This window comes from Helicobacter macacae MIT 99-5501 (assembly GCF_000507845.1).
In the GTDB taxonomy this organism is placed as follows: Bacteria; Campylobacterota; Campylobacteria; order Campylobacterales; family Helicobacteraceae; genus Helicobacter_B; species Helicobacter_B macacae.
On the sequence record NZ_KI669454.1, the window covers coordinates 79,663 to 102,235 of the forward strand.

18 protein-coding genes, 1 tRNA gene and 1 pseudogene are annotated in these 22,573 nt (G+C 42.5%); 8 read left to right on the top strand and 12 right to left on the bottom strand.

From position 1 onward, the window contains the following. Positions 1–113: 113 nt before the first annotated feature. Positions 114–1,166, top strand: a pseudogene (gene pyrD / locus HMPREF2086_RS00370) (dihydroorotate dehydrogenase (quinone)); the annotation flags it as partial. Between the two features lie 653 nt (positions 1,167–1,819). Here the strand turns inward: pyrD and HMPREF2086_RS00380 are convergent. Then, on the bottom strand, positions 1,820–2,296 hold the full coding sequence (locus tag HMPREF2086_RS00380; RefSeq protein WP_023926744.1) for a phosphoribosyltransferase: 477 nt from the start codon (positions 2,294–2,296) through the stop codon (positions 1,820–1,822). A 178-nt stretch (positions 2,297–2,474) separates the two neighbouring features. Continuing rightward, positions 2,475–3,653 (bottom strand): pyridoxal-phosphate-dependent aminotransferase family protein, encoded by a 1,179-nt coding sequence (locus HMPREF2086_RS00385; protein WP_023926745.1) that lies wholly within the window; start codon positions 3,651–3,653, stop codon positions 2,475–2,477. A 268-nt stretch (positions 3,654–3,921) separates the two neighbouring features. Between HMPREF2086_RS00385 and HMPREF2086_RS00390 the strand changes: the two genes are divergently transcribed. Further along, positions 3,922–3,997, top strand: a tRNA-Lys gene (locus HMPREF2086_RS00390). Between the two features lie 182 nt (positions 3,998–4,179). On the opposite strand, the gene purH is transcribed toward HMPREF2086_RS00390, so the two are convergent. Both purH and aspA read right to left on the bottom strand, forming a co-directional pair. Continuing rightward, positions 4,180–5,766, bottom strand: a complete 1,587-nt coding sequence (gene purH, locus HMPREF2086_RS00395) for a bifunctional phosphoribosylaminoimidazolecarboxamide formyltransferase/IMP cyclohydrolase (RefSeq protein WP_023926746.1) — start codon at positions 5,764–5,766, stop codon at positions 4,180–4,182. Between the two features lie 9 nt (positions 5,767–5,775). Next, on the bottom strand, positions 5,776–7,197 hold the full coding sequence (gene aspA, locus HMPREF2086_RS00400) for an aspartate ammonia-lyase (protein ID WP_023926747.1): 1,422 nt from the start codon (positions 7,195–7,197) through the stop codon (positions 5,776–5,778). 475 nt (positions 7,198–7,672) lie between these two features. Between aspA and HMPREF2086_RS00405 the strand changes: the two genes are divergently transcribed. Continuing rightward, complete coding sequence (locus HMPREF2086_RS00405) at positions 7,673–9,199, top strand: DASS family sodium-coupled anion symporter (protein ID WP_023926748.1); 1,527 nt, start codon at positions 7,673–7,675, stop codon at positions 9,197–9,199. A 287-nt stretch (positions 9,200–9,486) separates the two neighbouring features. On the opposite strand, the gene HMPREF2086_RS00410 is transcribed toward HMPREF2086_RS00405, so the two are convergent. From HMPREF2086_RS00410 to HMPREF2086_RS00420, 3 genes are all read right to left on the bottom strand, one after another. Then, positions 9,487–10,740 carry an AI-2E family transporter gene (locus HMPREF2086_RS00410; protein ID WP_023926749.1) on the bottom strand — a complete coding sequence of 418 codons (1,254 nt, stop codon included), beginning with the start codon at positions 10,738–10,740 and terminating at the stop codon, positions 9,487–9,489. Positions 10,741–10,879: 139 nt separating this feature from the next. After that, a complete protein-coding gene (gene thiE, locus HMPREF2086_RS00415) occupies positions 10,880–11,554 on the bottom strand; it encodes a thiamine phosphate synthase (RefSeq protein WP_023926750.1) in 675 nt (224 codons plus the stop codon). Between the two features lie 119 nt (positions 11,555–11,673). Then, positions 11,674–12,189 (bottom strand): DinB family protein, encoded by a 516-nt coding sequence (locus tag HMPREF2086_RS00420; protein ID WP_023926751.1) that lies wholly within the window; start codon positions 12,187–12,189, stop codon positions 11,674–11,676. A gap of 189 nt (positions 12,190–12,378) precedes the next feature. Here HMPREF2086_RS00420 and HMPREF2086_RS10480 point away from each other — a divergent pair, with 189 nt between their 5' ends. Next, the gene (locus tag HMPREF2086_RS10480; protein ID WP_023926752.1) at positions 12,379–13,428 is read left to right on the top strand and encodes a diaminopimelate epimerase; all 1,050 of its coding nucleotides are present in this window, start codon (positions 12,379–12,381) and stop codon (positions 13,426–13,428) included. 237 nt (positions 13,429–13,665) lie between these two features. Further along, a complete protein-coding gene (locus tag HMPREF2086_RS00440) occupies positions 13,666–14,280 on the top strand; it encodes a hypothetical protein (protein ID WP_023926753.1) in 615 nt (204 codons plus the stop codon). 332 nt (positions 14,281–14,612) lie between these two features. Here HMPREF2086_RS00440 and HMPREF2086_RS00445 read toward each other — a convergent pair whose 3' ends face one another. The 5 genes from HMPREF2086_RS00445 to dapA form a co-directional block, all read right to left on the bottom strand. Beyond that, complete coding sequence (locus HMPREF2086_RS00445) at positions 14,613–15,383, bottom strand: ABC transporter substrate-binding protein (protein WP_051397623.1); 771 nt, start codon at positions 15,381–15,383, stop codon at positions 14,613–14,615. A gap of 254 nt (positions 15,384–15,637) precedes the next feature. Beyond that, the gene (locus tag HMPREF2086_RS00450; protein ID WP_023926755.1) at positions 15,638–16,441 is read right to left on the bottom strand and encodes an ABC transporter ATP-binding protein; all 804 of its coding nucleotides are present in this window, start codon (positions 16,439–16,441) and stop codon (positions 15,638–15,640) included. An 82-nt stretch (positions 16,442–16,523) separates the two neighbouring features. Next, entirely contained in the window at positions 16,524–17,597 is a 1,074-nt protein-coding gene (locus tag HMPREF2086_RS00455) for a FecCD family ABC transporter permease (RefSeq protein WP_023926756.1), read from the bottom strand. A gap of 576 nt (positions 17,598–18,173) precedes the next feature. Continuing rightward, complete coding sequence (locus tag HMPREF2086_RS00465; RefSeq protein WP_034560523.1) at positions 18,174–18,944, bottom strand: enoyl-ACP reductase; 771 nt, start codon at positions 18,942–18,944, stop codon at positions 18,174–18,176. Positions 18,945–18,985: 41 nt separating this feature from the next. Further along, complete coding sequence (dapA, locus tag HMPREF2086_RS00470; protein ID WP_034560191.1) at positions 18,986–19,867, bottom strand: 4-hydroxy-tetrahydrodipicolinate synthase; 882 nt, start codon at positions 19,865–19,867, stop codon at positions 18,986–18,988. A 350-nt stretch (positions 19,868–20,217) separates the two neighbouring features. On the opposite strand from dapA, the gene HMPREF2086_RS11280 reads away from it, so the two are divergent. The 3 genes from HMPREF2086_RS11280 (at position 20,218) to rmuC (ending at position 22,476) form a co-directional block, all read left to right on the top strand. After that, entirely contained in the window at positions 20,218–20,361 is a 144-nt protein-coding gene (locus HMPREF2086_RS11280) for a hypothetical protein (RefSeq protein ID WP_156921298.1), read from the top strand. A 32-nt stretch (positions 20,362–20,393) separates the two neighbouring features. Then, on the top strand, positions 20,394–20,582 hold the full coding sequence (locus tag HMPREF2086_RS11285) for a hypothetical protein (RefSeq protein WP_148374446.1): 189 nt from the start codon (positions 20,394–20,396) through the stop codon (positions 20,580–20,582). A 313-nt stretch (positions 20,583–20,895) separates the two neighbouring features. Next, a complete protein-coding gene (gene rmuC, locus HMPREF2086_RS00490) occupies positions 20,896–22,476 on the top strand; it encodes a DNA recombination protein RmuC (RefSeq protein ID WP_023926759.1) in 1,581 nt (526 codons plus the stop codon). The last annotated feature ends 97 nt before the right edge of the window (positions 22,477–22,573 follow it).

A 22,573-nucleotide genomic window follows, 5' to 3' on the forward strand; every position in this document is an offset into this window, starting at 1 on the left:
CACAAAAGCAAAATCTCATAGTGTAGATTTGGCGTAAATCCGCAGGATAAGCCCAATAATTGGCTTGCAAGTCGTTTGCAAAATCTACTAATCCCAATACAAAGGACAAACAAATGAGCCTCTACCAAAAAATCCGCCCTGTGCTTTTTAAGCTAGACCCAGAGCGAGCGCATAGCCTCGTAAAAGCAGTGCTTCACAAGCTGCCAGATATTCCTTTTGCTGATGATTTGCTACTAAAAATCAGCGGTGGCTACAAAAGCGACAAGCTAAAAACAAAAGTGTGCGGGCTAGATTTTTATAATCCCGTAGGACTTGCTGCAGGGTTTGATAAAGACGGTGAAATGGTAAAAGCACTTGGTGCGCTAGGGTTTGGGTTTTTGGAGCTTGGCACGATAACCAAAATCCCTCAAGTGGGCAATCCAAAGCCGCGATTGTTTCGACATATCGATGAGCAAAGCCTCCAAAATGAAATGGGGTTTAACAACTGCGGGAGTAAGGAGTTTTCTCTAAATATCCAAAAACACTATCCATTTAGCATACCCATCGGAGTGAATATAGGCAAAAATAAAGATGTCCAAATCAAAGATTCTCTATACAACTATGAGGACGCCCTAAAAGATGTGCTAAAAGTGGGGGATTATTATGTGTTTAATCTCTCTTCGCCAAACACTCCAAAACTACGCGATTTGCAAAATGAAAAATTTGTCAAAGAGCTTTTTGAAATGGCAAAAACACACACCAAAAAGCCTGTGTTTTTAAAAATCGCGCCAGATATAGAGATAGACAAAATGCTAAAAGTATGTGATAGTGCGCTATCAAGCGGTGCTAGCGGAATCGTAGCGACAAATACTACGGTGGATTCTACCCTTGTGGCTAGCCCTAGAAATGGCGGAATCAGTGGTGAGGTGCTAAAGCAAAAGAGTTTGGAGATTTTGAGCGAGCTTACAAAGGCGTTTTTTGGCAGGGGTGTGATAATGTCAGTAGGTGGCATATCTAGTGCTAGAGATGTCTATGAGCGAATGCAGATGGGAGCTAGCCTCGTGCAGGTTTATACGGCGTTTATTTATGAGGGACCTACTCTTTGCTCGACTATCAACAAAGAGCTAGAGATATTTTTGAAAGCCGATGGATTTAGCAACATAGGCGAGGCTGTGGGCGTGGCACTTGGCAAGATGAAAGGCAAGAAAAAATACGAGAAATTCCAAGAAAAAGATAAAAAAGAGGATAAGGAAGACAAAAAGAAAAAGGGCAAAAAAGACAAAAAAGAAGACAAAGAGGAAAGCAAAGCACAAAAAGAATCTGCCAAAGCTCCTACGACTCGCGCTAGAGCTACTACAAGGACGCGAGCTACTCGCACAACCACCACAAGAAGCACAAGGAGTAGAGCAAGCACAAAAAGTGCTAAGCCCGCTAAATAAATGCGCAAGCTAGTCTTTGTGCTTAACATAGTGTAGCTAGCTTGCATAGGGAATCTGGCTCTAGGCGAAATCACTCTACCAAAAATGCGAGGTTTTTATTTGCATTGTGATAAATGAGCTATTTGGCTTATGGTGCTTATTTGCTTTTGCGTGGCTATTAGTGTGGCAGTTTAGGGGGTTTGTGCTTGTGGCGATTGTGGATAGAGGGGCTACTATGCTTGTTAGCAGTTGGTATAAGTATTTGGAGGGTTGCTTAAGGGAGGATTTGGCAGAGCTAGCCAAAAATGCCTGCTAGGCAATGCTAGCGGTTTTATCATATTTGTTTTGTGCGATTACATTTGCGCTTTGTTTTAGATTTTGATTTACAAGATTTTGACTTTTTTTGCGTAAAGACATAGTTTTTAAGAATCTAGCATATCCACTTCCCAAAAAAAGTCTATCCATTCTTTATTTTCTCGCACATAAAAATCCGCCACCACACTTGCGCCTGATTTTTGAAATATCACTGCACTTGCAAATTCTTTGCCAAATTTATCGCGCGGATATGCTTTGTTTAGAGAGCGCATAACCGCGCTTAAGCTCCGTCCGCTATCTACTATCTCATCAACTATTAGCACGCGATTTTGCTCTATGTGGGGGATTTCCCCAAGTGTTAGGGAGTGCTTTGCTTCTCTATCTGCGTAAGAAGTGGCGTTTATGGTGTAGATAGATTCTGCGCGTAGATTCCACTTCAGTGCTAGAAAATGGCTCATACACATTCCACCTCGTGCGATGCACACGATAGCTTGAGGAATGCCAAACTCCGCTTCTATGCGTGCACTCAAAGCTTTCATATCATCTAAAAAATCTGCATAAGCATAATAGATTGTCTTTTTCATCGCTTCTTTTAAATACTACCAAATCTACTTATAGCCACTCACTGCCACCACAACAATGGCATACAACTAGCCAAAATCACCACAAAATCATCAATAAATCGCTCAAAAATCACAGCAAAATATCTTCTCAAGGCTTATTTTGATTTCCCACGCAAAATCTGTAAAAATCTAGCCAAATCTAGTCCGCATAAAATTCCTGCATAAATGCCCTATTTCCCGCGCCATCAAATTTGCGTAGCCCTAACCTATCTAGGGCGATTTCTAGCGCGTTTATCACCCACGCAGCTTCATACACTTCTATAAGCCCCATATGATTTATGCGGAAAATCTGCTCTTTTATGTGGTCTTGTCCAGCGGCGACATTCACTCCTAGTGCTTTTAGCTCGGAGCGGATTTTCACAGCATTTTCTTTGTCATATACCGCGCTCATCGCTAGCGCGGGGGATTTGGGGTAGAGGGGAAGTCCTAGTGCTTTTAGCGCGGCTTTGGTGGATAGGCTTAGCTTTTTGCTGTGCTCATAGACTGCTTGTATGCCTGCTTGCAAGGCTTGCGTGTCAAACTCGCTAGGATTTTGGATAAATGAGTCTTTGCCAAGTTTTTTTGCTCCCATAGATTCTACTATCTCAAAGTATTTGAGAAGTCCTTGTGTGATTGTCGTGGGTGCAGTCCAAGCAGTCGTGTTTTTGCGCTGATTTTTTAGCTCAATAGCAAGGTTGAAATAAAGCCCAAGATTGCGCTCCTCTATGCGCTCTATGGCTTTGCTAGATAGCCCTATGATACTCATTGCAGGTGGTAGCATAAACGCCTTTTGGCTTCCGCCAATGAGTGCGTCTATGTGCGTGGTGTCGATTTTTTCTACTCCCATAGCGGTGATTCCATCTGCGATTATCATTATGCTAGGGTTGTGCTGCTTGATAGATTTTGCGATAGATTCTATATCTATCCTAAGCCCGCCTGCAGACTCGCACACCTGCAAAGCAATCGCATCAATGCTAGAATCAGCTTTTATTGCATCTAGCACTTCATTTGGGCTTGGTGGCGTGTCCCACTCGTGCTTTATCTCTTGGTAAGGGAGATTGTGTGCTTTGGCGATTTTTCCCCATCGCTCGCCAAATTTACCGCAATTTATCGTTAGAATCTTTGAAGTAGTAAGGCTTAGCAAGCACGCCTCCATAGCTCCCGTGCCACTGCTAGCAAGTAGTAGCACTTCAGGCATATCTAGCATTAGCTTTAGCCCTGCTTTTGTTTTGGCAAAAATGGCTTCAAACTCTTTGGTGCGGTGATGAAGTGTGGGTGTAGCCATAGCTTGACGAATGGACTCGGGGATAGGGGTGGGACCGGGAGTGAAAAGTAGCATTTGATTCTCCTTTGGGTAGGTGTGCTTATGTAGTGGGGTTAGAAACCGAAAAATCTAAGCGTGAAAATCTAACGAAGTTATACAAAAAGCGGATTATACAATTTTTCGTATTATTTGGTGTAAATCAACATTGCTTTATATGTGATTTATAAAATTTTTGCTACAATTACACCCGCCTCCTTTCTTGGAGATAAGATTTTGATTTGTGCGCGGGGCGTTTGGCTTCGCGCATAGATTTTGATTTTGTCTTTGATTTTGTGATTTTTGTGGAGGTGTAGCTCAGTTGGTAGAGCAACTGACTCTTAATCAGTGGGTCCAGAGTTCGAGCCTCTGCACCTCCACCACTCCTATTACCCTCCGCTTTTACTACCTTTTATTTTTATTACTTTGTAACTTTGTGGTTTTCCCCTCTTTCCCCCACCTTGATTTCATTATTTCTTTTGATTCTCTAGCTTTGGATTTTGGGCTTAAGCTAAATTGCAACTCCTCCCCTTAAGTCAAAAATAGTGAAAATCTAGCCCAAAATCTAGTGCAAAAAGTGCCTAACTCCCGTGAAATATAGCGCGATATTGTGCTGATTTGCCGCTTCTATCACTTCGCTATCTCGCATACTTCCCCCCGGACAGATTACTGCGCTTACTCCTGCGCTTGCTGCTAAGTCAATACTATCTCTAAAAGGGAAAAATGCCTCGCTAGCTAGCACGCACCCGCGCACATCTAGCCCCATATCATTTGCCTTTGCCAATGCTGCCCTAGAGGCATCCACGCGACTTGTCATACCCATACCTATGGCGACTAACGCGCTGTCTTTGACATAAGCGACACAATTTGACTTAGTAAGTGCGGCTATGGTGTAGGCGATTTCTAAGTCGATTTGCTCTTCTTTTGTGGCTTTTTTGTGGCTTTTTTGCTGCGCGTTTGCTACCTCATCTGTTTTCACACTATCGCTTTGCTGATAGACAAACCCACCCTCGATTCGCTTAAAATCATAGCTAGATTTTGGCAAGGATAGTTTATCTTGCTTGGTGATAAAAATCTTTTGGCGTTTTTTGGTGGATAAAATCTCTAGCGCACCTTGCGTGATGTCGCACGCTACAAGCACTTCTATGTATGTTTTAGACATTTCTTGCGCTAGCTCTTCATTGATTGTGCCATTTATTGCTACTACGCCTCCATAAGCACTTACGCTATCGCATTTTAGTGCCGAAGTGTAGGCTTCAAGCGGTGTAGGCTTTAGGGCGAATCCACAGGGATTGCCGTGCTTGATGATAGAGATAGCGTGTAGATTTTGCTTGGTGTTAAAAGCACTTGCTAGCTTGATTGCTGCATTCATATCTGTTAGGTTATTGAAGCTTGCTTCGCCTTTTAGCGTGTAAAAATGCTTCGTGTAAAAATCGCTTATATGTGGCATTTCATAGAGTGCGCCTTTTTGGTGTGGATTTTCGCCATAGCGCGTTTGGCATACTTTGCGCCCATAGATAAACTCCCACTCCCCAAATCCCTCATTAAATCGCTCATTCATATAGTTTGCTATCATCGCGTCATAGTGCGCTGTGTGGCAAAAAGCCTTTATCATCATTTCTTTGCGAAACTCTATGGTGTTTTGATTGGATTTTAGCTTTTCTAGGGCTAGGGGATAATCGCTAGGACTTGTAAGCACTAGCACGCTAGCATATCCTTTGGCACTAGAGCGCACAAGCGTTGGCCCGCCTATGTCGATATTTTCGATGATTTCGCTAAAGTCATCGGTGCGCTGTGTCGTGGCAAAAAACGGATATAGATTCACACACACTAGGCTAATGTCTTCTATGCCGTTTTGTAGTGCGGCTTTGCAGTCGCTTTCATTATCACGCCGATAGAGTATGCCCCCGTGAATCTTTGGGTGGAGGGTTTTTACCCGCCCATCAAAAAGCTCGGGGCTTTTTGTGTATTCACTCACTTCAGTAGCTTGCAAGCCTGCTTGCTTGAGTGTGGATAGCGTGCCTCCTGTGGATAGTATCTCATAGCCTAGTTTTATTAGCTCGCTAGCAAAATCTACTATTCCTGATTTATCGCTTACACTTAGGAGTGCTTTTGGTTTTGTAGTATTTTTCGCGTTTTTGTTAGAATCCATTTTTTGCCTTTATTTCTTTTTTGTAATCTCATCACGGCTTAGGTGTGGATTTAGCATATTTTGTGGGGTTAGGATATTATCTAGCTCCTCTTTGCTTAGCAGTCCTCGCTCCAAAGCCAAGTCATATACGCGTTTGCCCGTATTTAGTGCTTCTTTGGCGATAGAGGCGGAATTCTCATAGCCTATGTAGGGGTTTAGCGCGGTTACGATTCCTATGGAATTATAAACAAAATCACTGCAGATTTGCTCATTTGCGGTGATTCCGTCAATGCACTTATCCGCGAGTGTTTTCATTGCCTTTTCAAGCATAACGATGCTGTTAAAGAGGCTATATGCGATGACAGGCTCAAAGACATTTAGCTGGAGCTGTCCGCCCTCGCTCGCAAAGGTAACGGTAACATCAGAGCCGATGACAAAAAAGCACACTTGATTTACCACTTCGGGAATCACAGGATTTACCTTGCCCGGCATTATGGAGCTTCCGGGCTGCATTTTTGGCAAATTGATTTCATTTAGCCCGCATTTAGGACCGCTACTTAGCAAGCGCAAGTCGTTGCAGACTTTGGATAGCTTAGCACTTACGCGCTTTAGCACGCCACTGATTTGGACATACGCGCCTGTATCTTGGGTAGCTTCTATCAAGTCGCCCGCCACGATATAGTCGTGCCCGCTTACTTCACGGAGCTTTTTTTCTACCACTTTTGGGTAGTCGGGGTGAGAGTTTATGCCCGTGCCGATAGCTGTGCCTCCCATATTGATTTCAAGGACGAGCTTTCTAGCCTCTAGCACGCGCTGTATGTCCTCGCCCATCATCACTGCAAATGTCTGAAATTCTCGACCTAAAGTCATAGGCACGGCGTCTTGGAGCTGGGTGCGCCCCATTTTTAGCACATTTTCAAACTCTTTTGCCTTGCGCTCGTAAGCCTTTTTTAAATGCTCCATAGCCTTTGCCAAATCGCTTAGATAATCGTGCAATGCCATTCTTAGCGCGGTAGGATAGGCGTCATTGGTGCTTTGGCTTAAGTTCACATGGTCATTTGGGTGGAGGTATTGATACTCGCCCTTTTTGTGTCCCAAAATCTCTAGCCCAATGTTTGCGATGACTTCATTTGCATTCATATTGGTGCTTGTGCCCGCACCGCCTTGAAACATATCCACCACAAATTGGTCATAATATCCTCCCTGTATGATTTTATCACACGCACTCACAATGGCGTCTTTGATAGATTTATCAAGTAGCCCTAGCTCGAAGTTTGCAAGCGCAGCTGCCTTTTTCACGCGGGCGAGATTTCGCACAAAGCGCGGGAAATTCCCGAGTCTGTCGTGAGAAATGTTGAAATTCTCAACCGCTCTAAAAGTCTGCACCCCATAATACACACTATCATCAATCTCTAGCTCGCCGATAAAATCGTGCTCTTTTCGTGTCGCCATTTTTACTCCTTAAAATTTGCTTTTTGAAAGCCTAAAAACCACATAGTATAGTAAAGATTCTATTATAGCGCGTAAATCTGTGTAGAAATCCTATCTCAAAAGTTTTCTATTTTTGCCTTTTGATTTTGTTGCTTTGGATTTTATCGCTTGTGCTTTAGAATTGATAAAAATCACAAAAACCACAAAGAATCGCCAAAACCACCAAAACAAAAGGTTAAAAAATTTTTTACACAAAGGTTACAAAATCTCTCAAAGCTAGAAAAAATCCTCATTTTTCATTGAATATGTCCAAAAACAATGAAATAAAAGCGCGTTTTTTTTTTTTTTGTAGATATAATTTGCCTGCGTTTTTGTAAGCACCGCACCTTAGTAGCCACTAGCACAAAAACATAAAAGTTTTTGATTGTTTTAAGCGAGCTATAAGCTGTGGTTTTACAAATCGCAAAATCTTTGGATAGAGAAAGGAGACTCCCTTATGGAAAAGGACAAAGTGGCGTTTTTTGCTAAGCTCTTTGCACCTGTGGTGTTTGGGCTTATCATATTTATTTTGCCAAAATTTTGGGGCGTAGATGCGCCTGAAGGCTGCTCTTATAACGCGTGGATTTATTTCTCCGTGTTTATGGGGCTTATTTTGGGGCTGATTTTAGAGCCCATTCCGCCTGCGTTTATCGGCGTGATAGCTATTGTCATAGCAGTGGTGCTTCGACTTGGACCAAAAGATTCTGGACTTGTCGATGCCAAAATCACTGCGGCAGCTGCGCTAAATTGGGGCATTAGTGGATTTTCTAACGCGGTTGTGTGGCTTATCTTTGCTGCATTTACCATTGGCTTAGGATTTTCTAAAACAGGGCTTGGCGAGCGACTAGCACTATATCTTGTAAGCAAGCTAGGACGAAGCACACTAGGGCTAGGCTATGCCATTGCGCTAGTGGATTTAATCCTCGCTCCATTTATCCCAAGCAATGCGGCTAGAAGCGGTGGCTCTGTGTATCCTGTCGTAACGAGTATCGCGCCTATGTTTGACTCTCACCCTGATAAAAATCCGCGCAAAATCGGTGCATATCTCATCTGGGTAGGACTAGCAAGTGCGTGCGTATCTAGCTCCATCTTCCTTACAGGGCAAGCTCCAAACCCACTCGCACTTACTCAAATCGAAAAGGGTGGTGCGCAAGTGGTGGATTGGGTAAGCTGGTTTTTAGCGTTTTTGCCTGTGGGGATTATTTTGTTCCTCATTACGCCGATTTTGGCTTATGTCATCTATCCGCCTGAAGTAAAGGGAAGTAAAGAAGTCGTTACTTGGGCGAAAGAAAAATATGACGCGCTTGGCAAAATCACTCGTCCGCAGATTTTTATGATTATCATCGCACTTATCGGGCTTGTGCTATGGGTAGGCGGGAGCTTTTTCCCAAAGAGTGCGCTTTATAACCTAAACGCGACAACTACCGCACTGCTAATGATAGTGCTAATGGTGGCGGCTAAGTGTATCACTTGGCAGGATTTCTTAGGGAATAAGCCTGCGTGGAATACGCTAGTGTGGTTTGCTACGCTTGTGGCTATGGCTGGTGGGCTAAACAATGTGGGCTTTATCTCTTGGCTAGCAAATCTTTTTGATGGCAAGTTTGATGGCGTAGAGCCTATTGTGGCGATTATCGCACTTGTGTTGGTGTTTTCTTGGCTACGATATTTCTTTGCCTCTGGGACAGCGTATGTAACAGCGGTAATGCTTATCTTTGTAACGCTCGTGCAATCAATCCCCGGACTAGATGTCAATAAAACACTCTTGCTTCTTATCTTGCCTATGGGCTTTATGGGGATTATCACTCCGTATGGCACAGGGTGCAGCCCGCTATGGTTTGGTAGCCACTATATCAAAGGACCGACATTTTTCTTGCTTGGCGGTATCTTTGCAGCGATTTATATGGTAATCTATCTGCTTGTAGGAATTCCTTGGATAGATTTCATTATGCCAAATCTTAGCTTGCACGGCGGCGGCGGTGCTTAAAGGCTTTTAAGACAACGCATTTAGCTAGAATTTGATTCTAGCTTTTTCTAGTTTTGGTAGGCACTAGGCGCAAAAGATTTGTGTCTAGTGCCTTTTTTTTGCCCATTTTTTGGCTGGGCTTAGAGTAGTGGGATTTGACTCAAGAGGTTTTGTGAGGGGTTTTGTATGATTGGTTTTTGTGGGATTGGATTTTGTGCAAGAGATTTTATGTGGGGGGGCTTTGGTGTTTGGGCGTTTAGATTGTGTGGCTTTTAGTGCGCTTGGAGGGGTGCGCTTTTAGATTTGGTTTAGGCGAAATCTCTCTCATAGATTCTAAGCAATGCGATAAAAAACACGCTAATAGCAGGACCAAAGATAATCCCCCAAAATCCAAACGCTCCAAGCCCCGCAAAAATGGCAAAAAATATCACAAATTCACTCACTTCTAGTGGCTTATCAAGCAGTTTTTTATTTACTATGCGAATCAAAAATGGCTTGACTACGCTATCGATGATAAATGCTATAAACACCACGCTATACACTGCCAAAAACACCGCAGCAAAAAGATTTCCCTGCGCAAAAAGCACAGCACAAGTAGGAAGCCACACTAGCACACCACCGATGATAGGGATAAGGGAGCAAATCCCATAAAGCAGTCCCAAAAGCACTCCATCAAGCCCAAATGCCCACGCACACACTCCAAAAGCAACACCTTGTAAGCAGACATTTAGAATCGTAGAGAAAAACACCACTCTAAGCACGCCATTTATCTCGCCTGCGACAAGGGCGATTTGCTCGCTTTTGAATGGCAAAATCCGCTCCATATACTTATAAATCCGCCCTCCATAATAAAAAAACACAAACAAAAACACCGCGATAAAACAAATATCTATGACAAAGCTTACACTGCTCATAAGCACATAAGAGGCGATTTTGGTGGCATTTGCCACGATAGAGGATAGAGAAAACTTTGATAAGAGATTTTCTTCTAATGGTAGATTTACTTTAATCGGTATGAGGGATAAAATCTGGGTGATTTTGTCATTTGCTTGGCTATATAGCGATTGGGCTTGTAGCCAATCAACGCTAAGAAGCGATAACGCCCCAAGATGAATGATAAAAAACAGCGGCACGATGATTAGCAAAAGTAGCACACATACGCTAAGGAGCGAAGACAAAGCATTGCTTTTGATAAAGGTAGAAAACCACTGCTTGATAAAATAGCTAGCGATACATAGTAGTGCTGCTATACAAAGGGCGTTTAAAAACGCATAATAAAGCCACGCCATAAGGGCTAGCGAGACACAAAAAGCAAGCCCAAAAAACACTTGCGCGCGAAAAGAGTGATGAGGGTTTTTTGCTAGATTTTGCGCACTTTTTGTGGGCTGTGAAGTTTGTGGTGGTTGGTTTGGTGTGTTGTCTTTTGGTGTGCTTTGCGTCAAATCTTGCGTGTTTTGCTCTTCTTGCGATTTTTGTGTGCTTGGTAGATTTTGGGATTTTGGCTGGGGGTTGTTGTAAATTTTGCTTGAGATTTTGTCCAAAATTTTGTTTAGGATTTTCATAAGATTCCTTTTTATGTTCTTTTGGTTATTTTGGCTGTTGTTTTAGCATTGCTTTATTTGTAGCTTGCTTGCTGTTTAGCTTTAGCCTTGCTTTTGTAAGTCGTTTTTGTGGTGGTTTTTTGGATTTTTACAAAGACTTTTAGGGCTTAGATTTTGGTTTTATACTTTGCTTTAGATTTTGTGCACTTTGCTTTGGATTTGGCGAGTTCATTATCGCGCTTATCACTGCTACTCCTGCTATGTTTGTGTTTGCTAGAGAGTGGATATTTGCCTCATTTATCCCACCGATAGCTACTATGGGCAAGTCTTTTGAGATTTTTTGGGCGACTTGCTCTATGATACTAGCTAGCCCATCTATACCTATGGTAAGTGCGTCTGCTTTGCTTTGCGTAGGGTATATCGCGCCCACTCCTAGATAGTCTGCATAAAGCAAATCTTTTGCTAGCTCATCTACTTCATTTAGCTGATTTACACTCACACCCAAAATCTTATCCTCACCCAAAATCCTCCTAGCCACTTGGGCTGGCAAATCGTTTTTGACACCGATATGCACTCCGCTTGCACCACACGCTAGGGCTATGTCTATCCTGTCATTGATGATAAGCGGGGTGGAGTGTCTATCACAAAGTGCCTTTAGCTTGCAAGCAAGAGCGTAAAATTCTCTTGAGCTAAGGTGCTTTTGCCGTAGTTGCACTACACTTACCCCACCTTGCAGTGCATCACCAACTATGCCCAAAAACTCCTCATCGCTCCTCTCCCCCCTGCTAGCGACAAGATATAGGCTAAGATTTTGCGTGATATTTTTTCGTGCCAAAGGATTCCCTAGATTTTGGATTGCGTGATTTTGGGGCTTTTAGGAGTAGATTTTTTGATTTTCTACTTTTGTGGCGTATTTGTCTTGTTTTTTGGATTTGGTTTGCCAAAGATTTTGGCTTAGATTCCAAGTGCGCCGTTAAAGTCGTTTTGCACGCCTAGTGTGTCAAGCACGGAGGCTATCATACCTCTATGGTGCGTGCCGTGATTGAGTATCCCAAAGATGAATTGATACACAGGCTTTTTCATCGCTCCCCACGGGAAAGCTAGCTCTTTTATCGCGCTAAAATCGCCTATCCCCTCAATCACTTGCAAAATGTAGCTATCGATTTCCTCCCTTGCGGCAAAAAGATTTGTCGCGTCATTTGCTATCTCGCTTTTGAGGGCAAAGGGAGATTCTAGCATTGCCTCGATTTTGCTTGCACTTGGTGGATTCTCACAAAAGGACGCAAAATAGTCTTTGAAAAAACTCGCATCGCCTGCGGTGTAATGCACCATAGTGCCGATAATGGACTTGTAATAAAGCCCCCTATCTTTGTGCAATGCCACCTCATCTAAATCCTCAAGCACCTCTATCATCGCGCTATTTGCGCTTTGGTTATACCTGCCCATAAGTAGCAGTATGTCTTTTTGCATTGTTTCTCCTTAATTTTCTACACTTGGTATTTCTATGAAAGGCGCACAAAACACACCAAAAACACTCAAATACGCTACAATTCTAACACCTAAAACTTAAATATTGGACGAATTTTGTAAATTTATATGCCAAGAATGATAAAAAAGCGCGAAAAGTAACAACAAAAACTTAAAACAAGGAGCGATACGATGAGCAAAACCCTCCAAATGCAAACAATCACTCTGCATAAATACTGCGCAAATGGCAATGATTTCCTTATCTTTCACACGATTGTAGAAGCGGATTTTAGCTCGCTTGCTGTGAGGCTTTGTGATAGATTTCGCGGTATAGGAGCAGATGGGCTAGTGGTGGTGCTTCCAAATGACACAAGCACACAAAATACCGCGTATAAGTGGGATTTTTATAACTCTGATGGGAGCAGGGCAAATATGTGTGGCAGTGCGAGCAGATGCGTGGGGCATTATGCCTTTGGAGCGGGGCTAGCAAAGCAAAGGCACAGCTTCCTAAGTGGCGCAGGTGTCATAGACATAGAAGTAAATGGCGAAATCGTGCAGGCAAATCTAGGGAAATTTCACAGCCTAAAAAAACTTGGCACGCTAAAAGAGATTGTGCTTTTGCGGGATATTACCGAGTATATGACAAAGATTCAGACTTCGCAGACTTCACTAAAGGCGATAAAAGAATCCAAAGATTCTAGTATGGATATGGCACTGCGATGGGCGATAGGGGATTTTGGCGGGGAGGAGCTAGATGGAGAGTTTGGGAGGGATTTTGTAGAGGAGAGTGAAAAGCTAGCTAGAGATTGCCTTGATACGCTTGAGACACTCAAAAATAGCCAATGGTTTTCTCTAAACACAGGCGTGCCTCATCTTGTGTGCTTTTTGCCAGCGCACTTGCTGCCAAAGGCTAGAGATACCGCGCAAGCAAAGCCGATTTTAGCCATACTTAGAGATAAATTTGATGCAAATATCACTATCGCACACAAAATCGATGATAAGCGCGTGGAGTTTGCTACTTATGAGCGGGGCGTAGAGGGAGTAACGCTATCTTGTGGTAGTGGTATGGCAGCCGCGCTTGTGGTGGGGTATCGGTTTTATGGAGTGGATAGCAGTGCTAGGCTTATCCCACCTAGTGGAGAGCCAGCGCAAGCTAGCGAGGATAGCAATGGCTGCGTATCTCTAAGGGGTGCGGTATCTCATATCGCTACCTGCATAGTAGATGAAGCATTGCTAAAGTGAATTTAGAATATTTGATAGTTTAGAAATTTGAGAGTGAATATTTAGCGCGTTTTTGCAAAAAATATCGTGCAAATCCAAACCAAAATCGCCACAAAAAACCAAAAATATCGCGAAATACTACAAAAACAGCACCAAAAACACCACTAAGTAATGTGATATTTGTGATTTTTTGTAAAAAAAGTGTTAGAATCTGGTTTTTGGCTAGAAAGCTAAATACAACAACCAAAGGAGTAAGTAATGAAAAAGTCAGGCAGAATCTCTATGTTTGCAGGAGTGGCGTTTGGAGTGGCACTTGCAGGAAGTCTAGCTAGCTTGCAAGCCCTCACTACCGAGCAATCAGCCCAAATCCAAAAACACAAGCAAGACCAAACGCAAAAATATATCCAAGATATACAAAACGCGTTTAAATCAAGGATAAGCTCCCTAGAATCTATCCTAAAGGTTATCCTAAAAGCCGAGCAGAAAAATCGCTCAAAAACTGACAACCTTATCGGCAGTGGTTATGAGCATTTTTATAGCAAGTTTAAAGACAAAAATGAAAATATGAAAGAGATAGAGAAATGGCACAACGAAACTATGCAGCAAACAAAAACAAAGGCTAGAGAATCAGCGCAAAAATATGGAATTATAAGCGATTTTGGTGCGTTTGAAGCTGCTCTAGCAAAAATCTCTAGCCCGTTTTTGGCTAAACTAGAGGAGGCAAAAAAAGAGCTACAATCTAGCCAAGAGCAAGAATCCATATATAGAGAAAAAATGGGGTGGATTTTGCAAGAGTTTGAAAACGAGCATACAGAGATTATGGCTGGTGCTTATGACGCATTTAGCGAGAAAATCGAAGCGATTCATAAATAGGCTTTTGTTTTTTGTGGCTTGTTTTTGCGTGGGCTTGGCTTGTTTGTCAAGTCCGCTTAGATTTGGGACTTTGTCATATTGAGCGTAGCGAAATATCTCAAAAAATAACCCCAAAAAATATGCGAATAGAGATATTTCGCTACGCTTAAGTATGACAAAAAGCAAAGTATGACAAAAACACCTCTTAAACACGACAGATTCCCCTACCAAATACGACAAAGCACCTTTTGATATGATAAACCCCGCTTCTCCCAACTTCAAGCGATAAAATCGCTCAAACACTAGAAGGCTTCTTAAAGCCTAATTAGACATTGCAAAACCTCAATTTGCCACTATTTTGTCGCGCTATCTAGCGTGGTTTTTAAGTCTTTTATGCCATCTACTATGGTGGGGCTTACGCGCAGTAGCCTATGTGCCTTTGGGTATGTAAAAATCGCGTTGTTTTTGTAGGCTTTTAGGTTTTTTAGTGCTGGATTTTGGGCGATGAGGGTGGATATATCATTTGCTTGCACGCCAAGTATGAGTATGTCTGGGTCGGCTTTTAGCAGAAATTCATTTGAGAGTATGGGGCGGGCGACATTGGTAGTGATAGTTTTGTTTTGTAGCCCTAGCAAGCGCAAAATATCTGCGATTACGGAGTTGTCATTAAACGCCATTAGGGGATTGCTACTATATAGAAATATCACGCTTTTTTGTGGCTTTTGGTTTTGCTGTGTGGCTTGGAGGGATTTTATCTCGCGCTTTGTTTTGTCTATGAGCTGCGCTCCTTTTGCTTCCTCGCCTAGCAGGGTAGCGATTTTGGCGATATTTTCATACATATCTTCTAGCCTATCTGCTTGTAGATATGCCGTTTGAATCCCTAGATTTTCTAGCCTCTCTTTTAGCCCGAGAGAGTATAGGCTCAAAATCACAAGAGTGGGCTTAAATGATAAAATCTTTTCTACCGATGGGTTAGAAAAGCTCCCTACACTTGGTAGCTTTGAAGTGTGCTCTTGGGGGTAGATATGGGATTGCTGCATTGTAGCGATTGCTTTTATGCTATCTTGCTTGCCAAGCAGGTAGATGATTTCGATACTTGCGGGGTCTAGCACGACTAGCCTCATCTCTTTTGCTTGCTCTAGGCTAAAATCTTTGGCTTTAGTATTTGTAGCGAGATTTTGAAGTGCTAATGCGTGCGTGCCAAATGCCCAAAGCAGTGCCACTACCAAAATCTGCCATAGCTTTTTGTGCGATTTATTGCGCGATTTTTTGCAAAAGTCCGTGTGCAAGTGTTTGTGCAGGTTTTGCAAGCCTTTAGGCAAAATCTGCACAAATATATTGCCTATATTGTTTTTTGTGTCGTTTGTGTTTTTATCACTCATTGTTGATTCTCCTTATTTGGTTTTAGAGGTAGGACAAATGGAATTTCTTTGCCGTAAGCTACTTCATAAATCACTTTGCAATCTAGCCCATACACTTCCTGTAAAATCTTAGGGGTAAAAAGCTCTTTTGGGCTACCTTGCGCGTAGATTTGCCCATCTTTTAGCAAGATGATATTTTTGCAAAAAAGCGAGGCGAGATTTAAATCGTGCAGGACTGCTATGATAGCGATACTGCGTGATAAAAGTCCCTCACAAAGCCCTAGCAATTCTAGCGCATAGCTCATATCTAGTGCGCTTGTTGGCTCATCTAGTAGCAAAATCTTTGGATTTTTTAGCAGTGCCCTGCCAAGTAGGACACGCTGAAACTCCCCACCGCTAAGGCTTAAAATATCACGCTCTAAAAACCGCTCTATATCCAAATCCCTAGCTACTGATTCTACTTGTGATTTGTCGTGGCTATCATAGTCGCCAAACGCCTTCTTAAGCGCACTATATCGCCCCATAAGCAAAAAGTCCATTACAAGCAGTGGAGAGTTTATGGCGGATTTTTGAGGGACAAAGCCGATAAGGGAAGCTAGGGATTTTATGTCATACTCTTTTATGTTTTTGCCCAAAATCTCTATCTCGCCTTTGGCAGGGGCTAAAAATCCTAGTATGTTTTTTATAAGCGTGCTTTTGCCCGAGCCATTTGCACCCAAAATCCCTACAAAATCCCCACTTCGCACGGCAAAGCTAATGTCTTGCAAAATCGGGCTTTTGCCATAAGAAAAACTTAGATTTTTTACAGATATGGATTCCATAAGATTTGCTATTTCCTTGCCATTTCTTTAATCACTGCCTTATCACTTGCGCAAATCATTTGCAAAATCTTAAATGCGACTTCTAAAGCCTAGCTGACTTTAGCGCGAGATACAAAAATATAGGCGCACCAAAAAACGCTGTGATGATTCCTATGGGAATCTCAAATGATTGCACACTTCGCGCGATAGTGTCGCAAAAAAGCAAAAATAGCCCACCAAGTGCGCTGCATAGTGGCAGGACAAGAGCATTGCTATAATCGCGCAGGGCAAGCCGAACAATGTGAGGGATAATAAGCCCCACAAAGCCGATAAGCCCGCTAAAAGCCACGCCAAAGCTCACACTTAAGCTAGAGATGATGAGTAGATTTCGCTTTAGCTTTTTTGCATCTAATCCTAGATTTTTTGCCTCCTCATCGCCACTTAGGATTATGTTTAGTCCATTTCTATGGGCGTAGAAATACCCTAGACACACCACAAGCACCGCGCTTAAAATCCACACTTTATACCACGCACTCAATCCCAGATAGCCCATAAGCCACGCGATGATTTTGAAGCTTGACTCACCGATGATATACATAAATAGCGAGCTAATCGCACCCAAAAACGAGCTAATGGCGATGCCAATGATTAGCAGCGTAGTGATATTTGTCCTCTCTTGCAGGGCAAAGATAAGTAGTGAGAATGTAGCACAGCATACAAACCCAACCACACCGTAATACACATCATCAAGCCCGATAAAATGCGCTAGCACCGCCCCAAAAGTCGCAGCAGAAGCGATACCGATGATATATGGGTCTGCGATTGGGTTTGCAAAGATGCTCTGCGTAACCGCGCCAGATGAAGCTAGAAGCGCACCGATAAGCACTGCTAGGAGGATTCTAGGCATTCTCACTTCCCACAAAATCCTAGAATCCAAATTCTCATTTACAGGCGGGCTAAAATCAAATGCTTTGCTAAAATATCCAAAATCTATGCCAAAAATCGCCCTGCAAAGCCTAGCCACTCCCCACACCTCATCACTATCGCCAAACACAAGTGCCACCAAGCCACATAGACAAAATCCTAGCGCAATACAAACGCTCAAAATCCAAACGCGCTTGTGGCTGTGGCGGGTGGGTGTTTTTGTGGTGGCTTGCTTGGTTTGTGGTGGCTGCATATTTTTCCTTATGTTTTTGTTTGGCTTTGATGAGGTTTTGGTAGATTTTGGCTTGGTTTCTCTTTTTTGGTTATTCGCATTTTTGGTGTGATTATGAGAAAAACAAAAAATGATACAAAATATTATTTATAACTCTCTTATAATTTGCTTAAATTTTGATTTAAATTTTGCAAAATGTTGGATTTGTGATTGGATTTTGTGAAGTGATTTGGGTGAGTTTTACCAAAAAAGCAAAGCCAAAAACAAAGCAAGCGCAAAAAGCACAAATAAAATCAAGTGGGATAAAAAAGAGTATCAAATAAAGTGTGGAGAAGTATAAAAAGCGCAAGAAAAAGCTAAAATCTGTAAGAATCAAAAGAGGTAGTTTTGTGGATTTTGCTTGTGGATTTTGGTGGCCTTAGTAATTTGTCCTAAATAAAGGCTTTTACTAGGGTTTTCACTAGATTTTGTCTAAAGGCTAGCAAAAACGACTTAAATAGCCACGACAAATACAACAACAAATCCGCCAAATATTTCAAAAGGCTAACAAAAAGATTTTGGCAAAATCTTGCCAAATCACTCAAATCCTATTTAAGCCTACTTAAATGTCGTGCCACCATCAATTACGATTGTTTGTCCTGTGAGCCACGCACTTTGGGCATTATCACAGAGGAAATACGCCGCACCTGCCAAATCTTGTGGCGTCCCCATTCGATTTAGCGGGGATTGTTCCTCGACTTTGGCTCGCACTTCGGCATAGTCTGGGAATGCCCTAAGCGCGTCTGTATCGATAGGACCACCACTTACGGCATTTACGCGGATTCCCCATTCGCCTAGCTCGGCTGCTGCGTATTTCACCATTGTTTCTACGGCGTTTTTAGAGTTGCCGTGCCCTGCGTAGTTTGGCATATACACGAGATTGCCCGTAGAGCTTAGCGACACGATTGCCCCGCCTCCTACTTCTTTCATTCGCTTTGCCGCTTCTTGCGCACCTACGACAAACGCTAGCACGGTAGCAGTGTAGATATTATTGAGTCCTCTTGGACGCAATCGCATAAAAGGACCAAACCCGCCTGCCACGCTTTTGCCATAAATGATTGCATTGGAGACAAAAAAATCCACGCGTGAAAAATCCGCATCAATCTTGCTAAAAAGCTCAACATACTGCTCTGGCTCAAGCACATTTAGCGGGTAAAATCGCGCTTTTATGCCGTATTTGGATTCTACATCGCTAGCGATTTTGCTTGCTTCTTCTTCGTTTTTGTTGTAAGTGAAAGCCACATTCACGCCGTTTTGGGCGAATTTATACAAAATCGCCTTGCCTATGCCTCTTGTCGCTCCACTTATGACAAGCGTCTTGCCTTTCATCTCGCTTGCGCCACAGCAGGCATTTTTATTAGAATCTACACTCATTTGCACACCTCATATTGTTGTAAAATCTGCTCAATCAAACGCATATTTTCCACGCTAGGAGCGACCAAAGGTAGCCGATACTCTAGTGTGGGTATAAGCCCGCTCAAAAACATCGCAGCTTTGATAGGTATAGGATTGCTTTCGCAAAATAATACCGAATTTATATCATAAAGTTCATTATTTATCGCTTTAGATTCCAATATTTTGCCCTCAAGCGCGTAGTGTGTGAGCTGGGCGATTTTGTCTGGCAAAAGATTGCCCGTTACACTGATTACACCTTTTCCGCCGTTTGCTAGGATTGGGTAGTTTATAGCGTCTTCTCCGCTAAAGATTGCTAGCCCCTGCGCGTGGGTGTTTAGCTCGATGATTCTCTCCATAGAGCCGCTGGCTTCTTTTATCGCAGTGATATTTGGCACTTCTTCAAATAGCCTTATAGCTGTGCTTGTTTCGATATTTACTCCTGTGCGGGAGGGGACATTGTATAGCACAAGTGGGATTTCTACGGACTTCGCTACGGCTTTGTAGTGCTGATATAGCCCCTCTTGGCTTGGCTTATTGTAGTAGGGCGATACGCATAGTATGCCATCAGCCCCACACTCTTGGGCAAATTTGGCTAGCTCGATAGCCTCGCTTGTGGCATTACTCCCCGCTCCTGCTAGGACTTTTGTCTTGCTTCCTTTGCAGACGCTTACTGCCATTTCTATGCACTGCTTATGCTCGCTGTGGCTTAGTGTGGCGGATTCTCCCGTAGTCCCCACAGGCACACACGCGTCCATTCCACAGCGGATTTGTCTGCGCAACAGGCTCATAAATGTCGCTTCATCTACCTTGCCGTCTTTAAATGGCGTGATAAGCGCACTCATCGCTCCTTGCATCATCGCTCCTTTTGGCTTATATTTGCTATTTTAGATTTTGTTTTTAGGGCTTTTTAAAGCATTGTTTTTGGATTTTGAGTGGTGTATTTTAGCATATTTTGTTGATTTTTCTTATTTTGATTATTTTTTGGCTTTTGACTTGCAAAATCTATTTTGGTAGCAAAAAATTGGGTGGCAAAAATGAAGTGGCAAGAGGTGGCAGAAAGTTTTACAAAATTTACACAAAAAATGACAAAGGTTAAAAATCCGTTTTTTTTTTTTTTGTAGTATTGAGTTGCTTTGCTGATTTTTGATTGATTTTTGTGATTTGTGAAATATGTCGGGTGTGGAGCAAATCTATCAAGCAATCTCTAATGCAAAATCTAAAAATCTTTTTATTAGATTTTGCTTGCAAAAGCGGTGGAGCGATTTTTTACAAGGAGTTTGAGATGTTAGCAAATGCTTACAAGAGGGGAGCTACGCGCTCTCTTTCACGCTTGGTGCGGGCTATCAGCTAAGCTATGGTGGAAATGGAGCGACTACAAATCGTGTGGCTATCACTCAAGCGGTGGCAAATGAGTTTGTCCACAGCCACAAAATCTCTTTCCAAGTCCCCTACAAAGTCTCCAAAAATTTTACCATAGTCCCACATATATGCTGGTATAACTCCTACTTGCGCAAAGCCGATAGACAGCAGGGCGGTATCACAGGCGTTGTGCGCTTCCGCTATGATATATAGTGGTGTTGTCATAGCTAGGCTTATAGTCGGCTAGCGCATTTTCTAACTTGCGTGGTGGTTTAGTGTGGATTTGCTAGATTTTAGCAATCTAGTCGCCACGCAAATATTTGTGTCTACTTTGTTTTGGAATCTATCTTTTGCTTACTTAACTTTTTTTGCTTGCTTTTTACTTTACTTGTTTTTTGACTTGCTCTTTACTTGTCCCCTGCTTTTTAATTGCGTGCTTGGCTTTTGATTCTTGTTTAAGCCAAAGATTCTAAATATGCTATAATCGCGTTTGCTAAATTTGCCAAAAATCAAAAAAGGAACTACGATGTTTGATATGCTTGATATATCTTCTTGGCTACTTGTGCTTGTAGCTTTCATCTGCGCTCTAGCACTACTGAAAGTAAAATCCCTAAAATCACTCCTAGCAAATACCCAAAACCTACTCTACTCCGCACAGCTAGAAGCCAAAGAAAAATCCCAATCCCTAGCACAGCTAGAAGCCAAACTAGAATCCTCCAACCACTTCTATGCCCAAGCCCTAAAGGATAAATCAACCCAACTAGATGAGCTAAAGCAAAACCAAAAAGGCGAGCTAGAAAAGCTAGAAAAACGATATGAAAATAGCCTAAAAACACTCAAAGAGGAGCTAGAAAAAAACCTAGAAATCCAAAAAACTGCCTTGCTAAATCAAAACAAAGTAATGCTAAATAAAGATTCTAGGGAATTGCTAGAAGAGATTTTCACCCCGCTAAAAAAGGAAATGGAAGGCTATTCTAAAAACTTGATTGCAAATGAAGCAAGCCTAAAAGAGAATATCTCGCATATCTTTACCTACTCGCGTAAGTTGGGCGAGGACGCAAACAAGCTAGCCCAAGTCCTGCAAGGCGAAAAAAAGGTGCGGGGGAATTTTGGCGAGCTACAACTAAAAGCCGTGCTAGAATCAAGCGGTTTGCAAGAGGGGGTAAACTATGAACTTCAAAGTAGCTTTAGCGATGATGATAGTGGGGTAAGCAAGCGGTTTGTTCCCGATGCAGTGGTGTATTTTGATACCAAAAGCGGGATTGTGATAGATTCTAAATTTTCACTGCCAAATCTGCCAAGTGCGGACTCTACACATTCTTTAGATTCAAATATGGGGCTTGAGAGTGATTCTCTGCCAAAAGGCGAAACCCCAAGTGATATACAAAATCTACCAAACAATTCTACAAATGCCACAAATATCACAAACACTACAAATCCCGCACCAAACGCGCTCTCAAACTCGCTTCTACAAGCCCAAATCGCCAAAAATCTAAAATCTCGCATAGATGAGCTAGCAAAAAAGAACTATCAGAGATTTCGCTCTAGCAATCCTAGATTTAAAAATGCCAAAATGCACGAGTTTGTATTGCTTTTTGTGCCATATCAAAACATACTAGATATGGCATTGGAAGCGGACGCGTATATCTATCAATATGCTTATCAAAAGGGAATCTACCTCACCACGCCACACACGCTTTTTATGGCTCTAAAAACTATAAGCATAGGCTGGGTGCATATACAGAGTGATGAGAAAGTGCAGAGGGCGTTTGAAGAGATTGGCAGATTTTATGATAAGTTTGCTTCGTTTTATGAGGACTTTGAGCGGCTAAAAAAGACACTCAAGCAAGCCCAAAACACAAGCGATGAAATGGAGACAAAGATAAATGGCAAAGGTGGGCTTAGCTCGCGAGCAGAGACACTAAAAGAGCTAGGTGCAAAAACCAAAAAATCCCTACCAAAAATCAGAGAAGCTCAAGATGAAGACCAAGACTTAGATAAGCTGGACAAAACAAAAATCATTGATAATGATGAGAAATGGGAGCTAGTGGTAGACTCTAAAGAGATAGATGAGCTTAGCCAATCTAGGGATATGCCTGAAGTGTAGCAAGCGCAAAGTAAGTGCAGAGGTGTAGCGCAGAGGGAAGCGCATAAGGTTGGGTGCAATGCAAGAATAATCAAGGCAAGTAAGAGATAATGTGTGA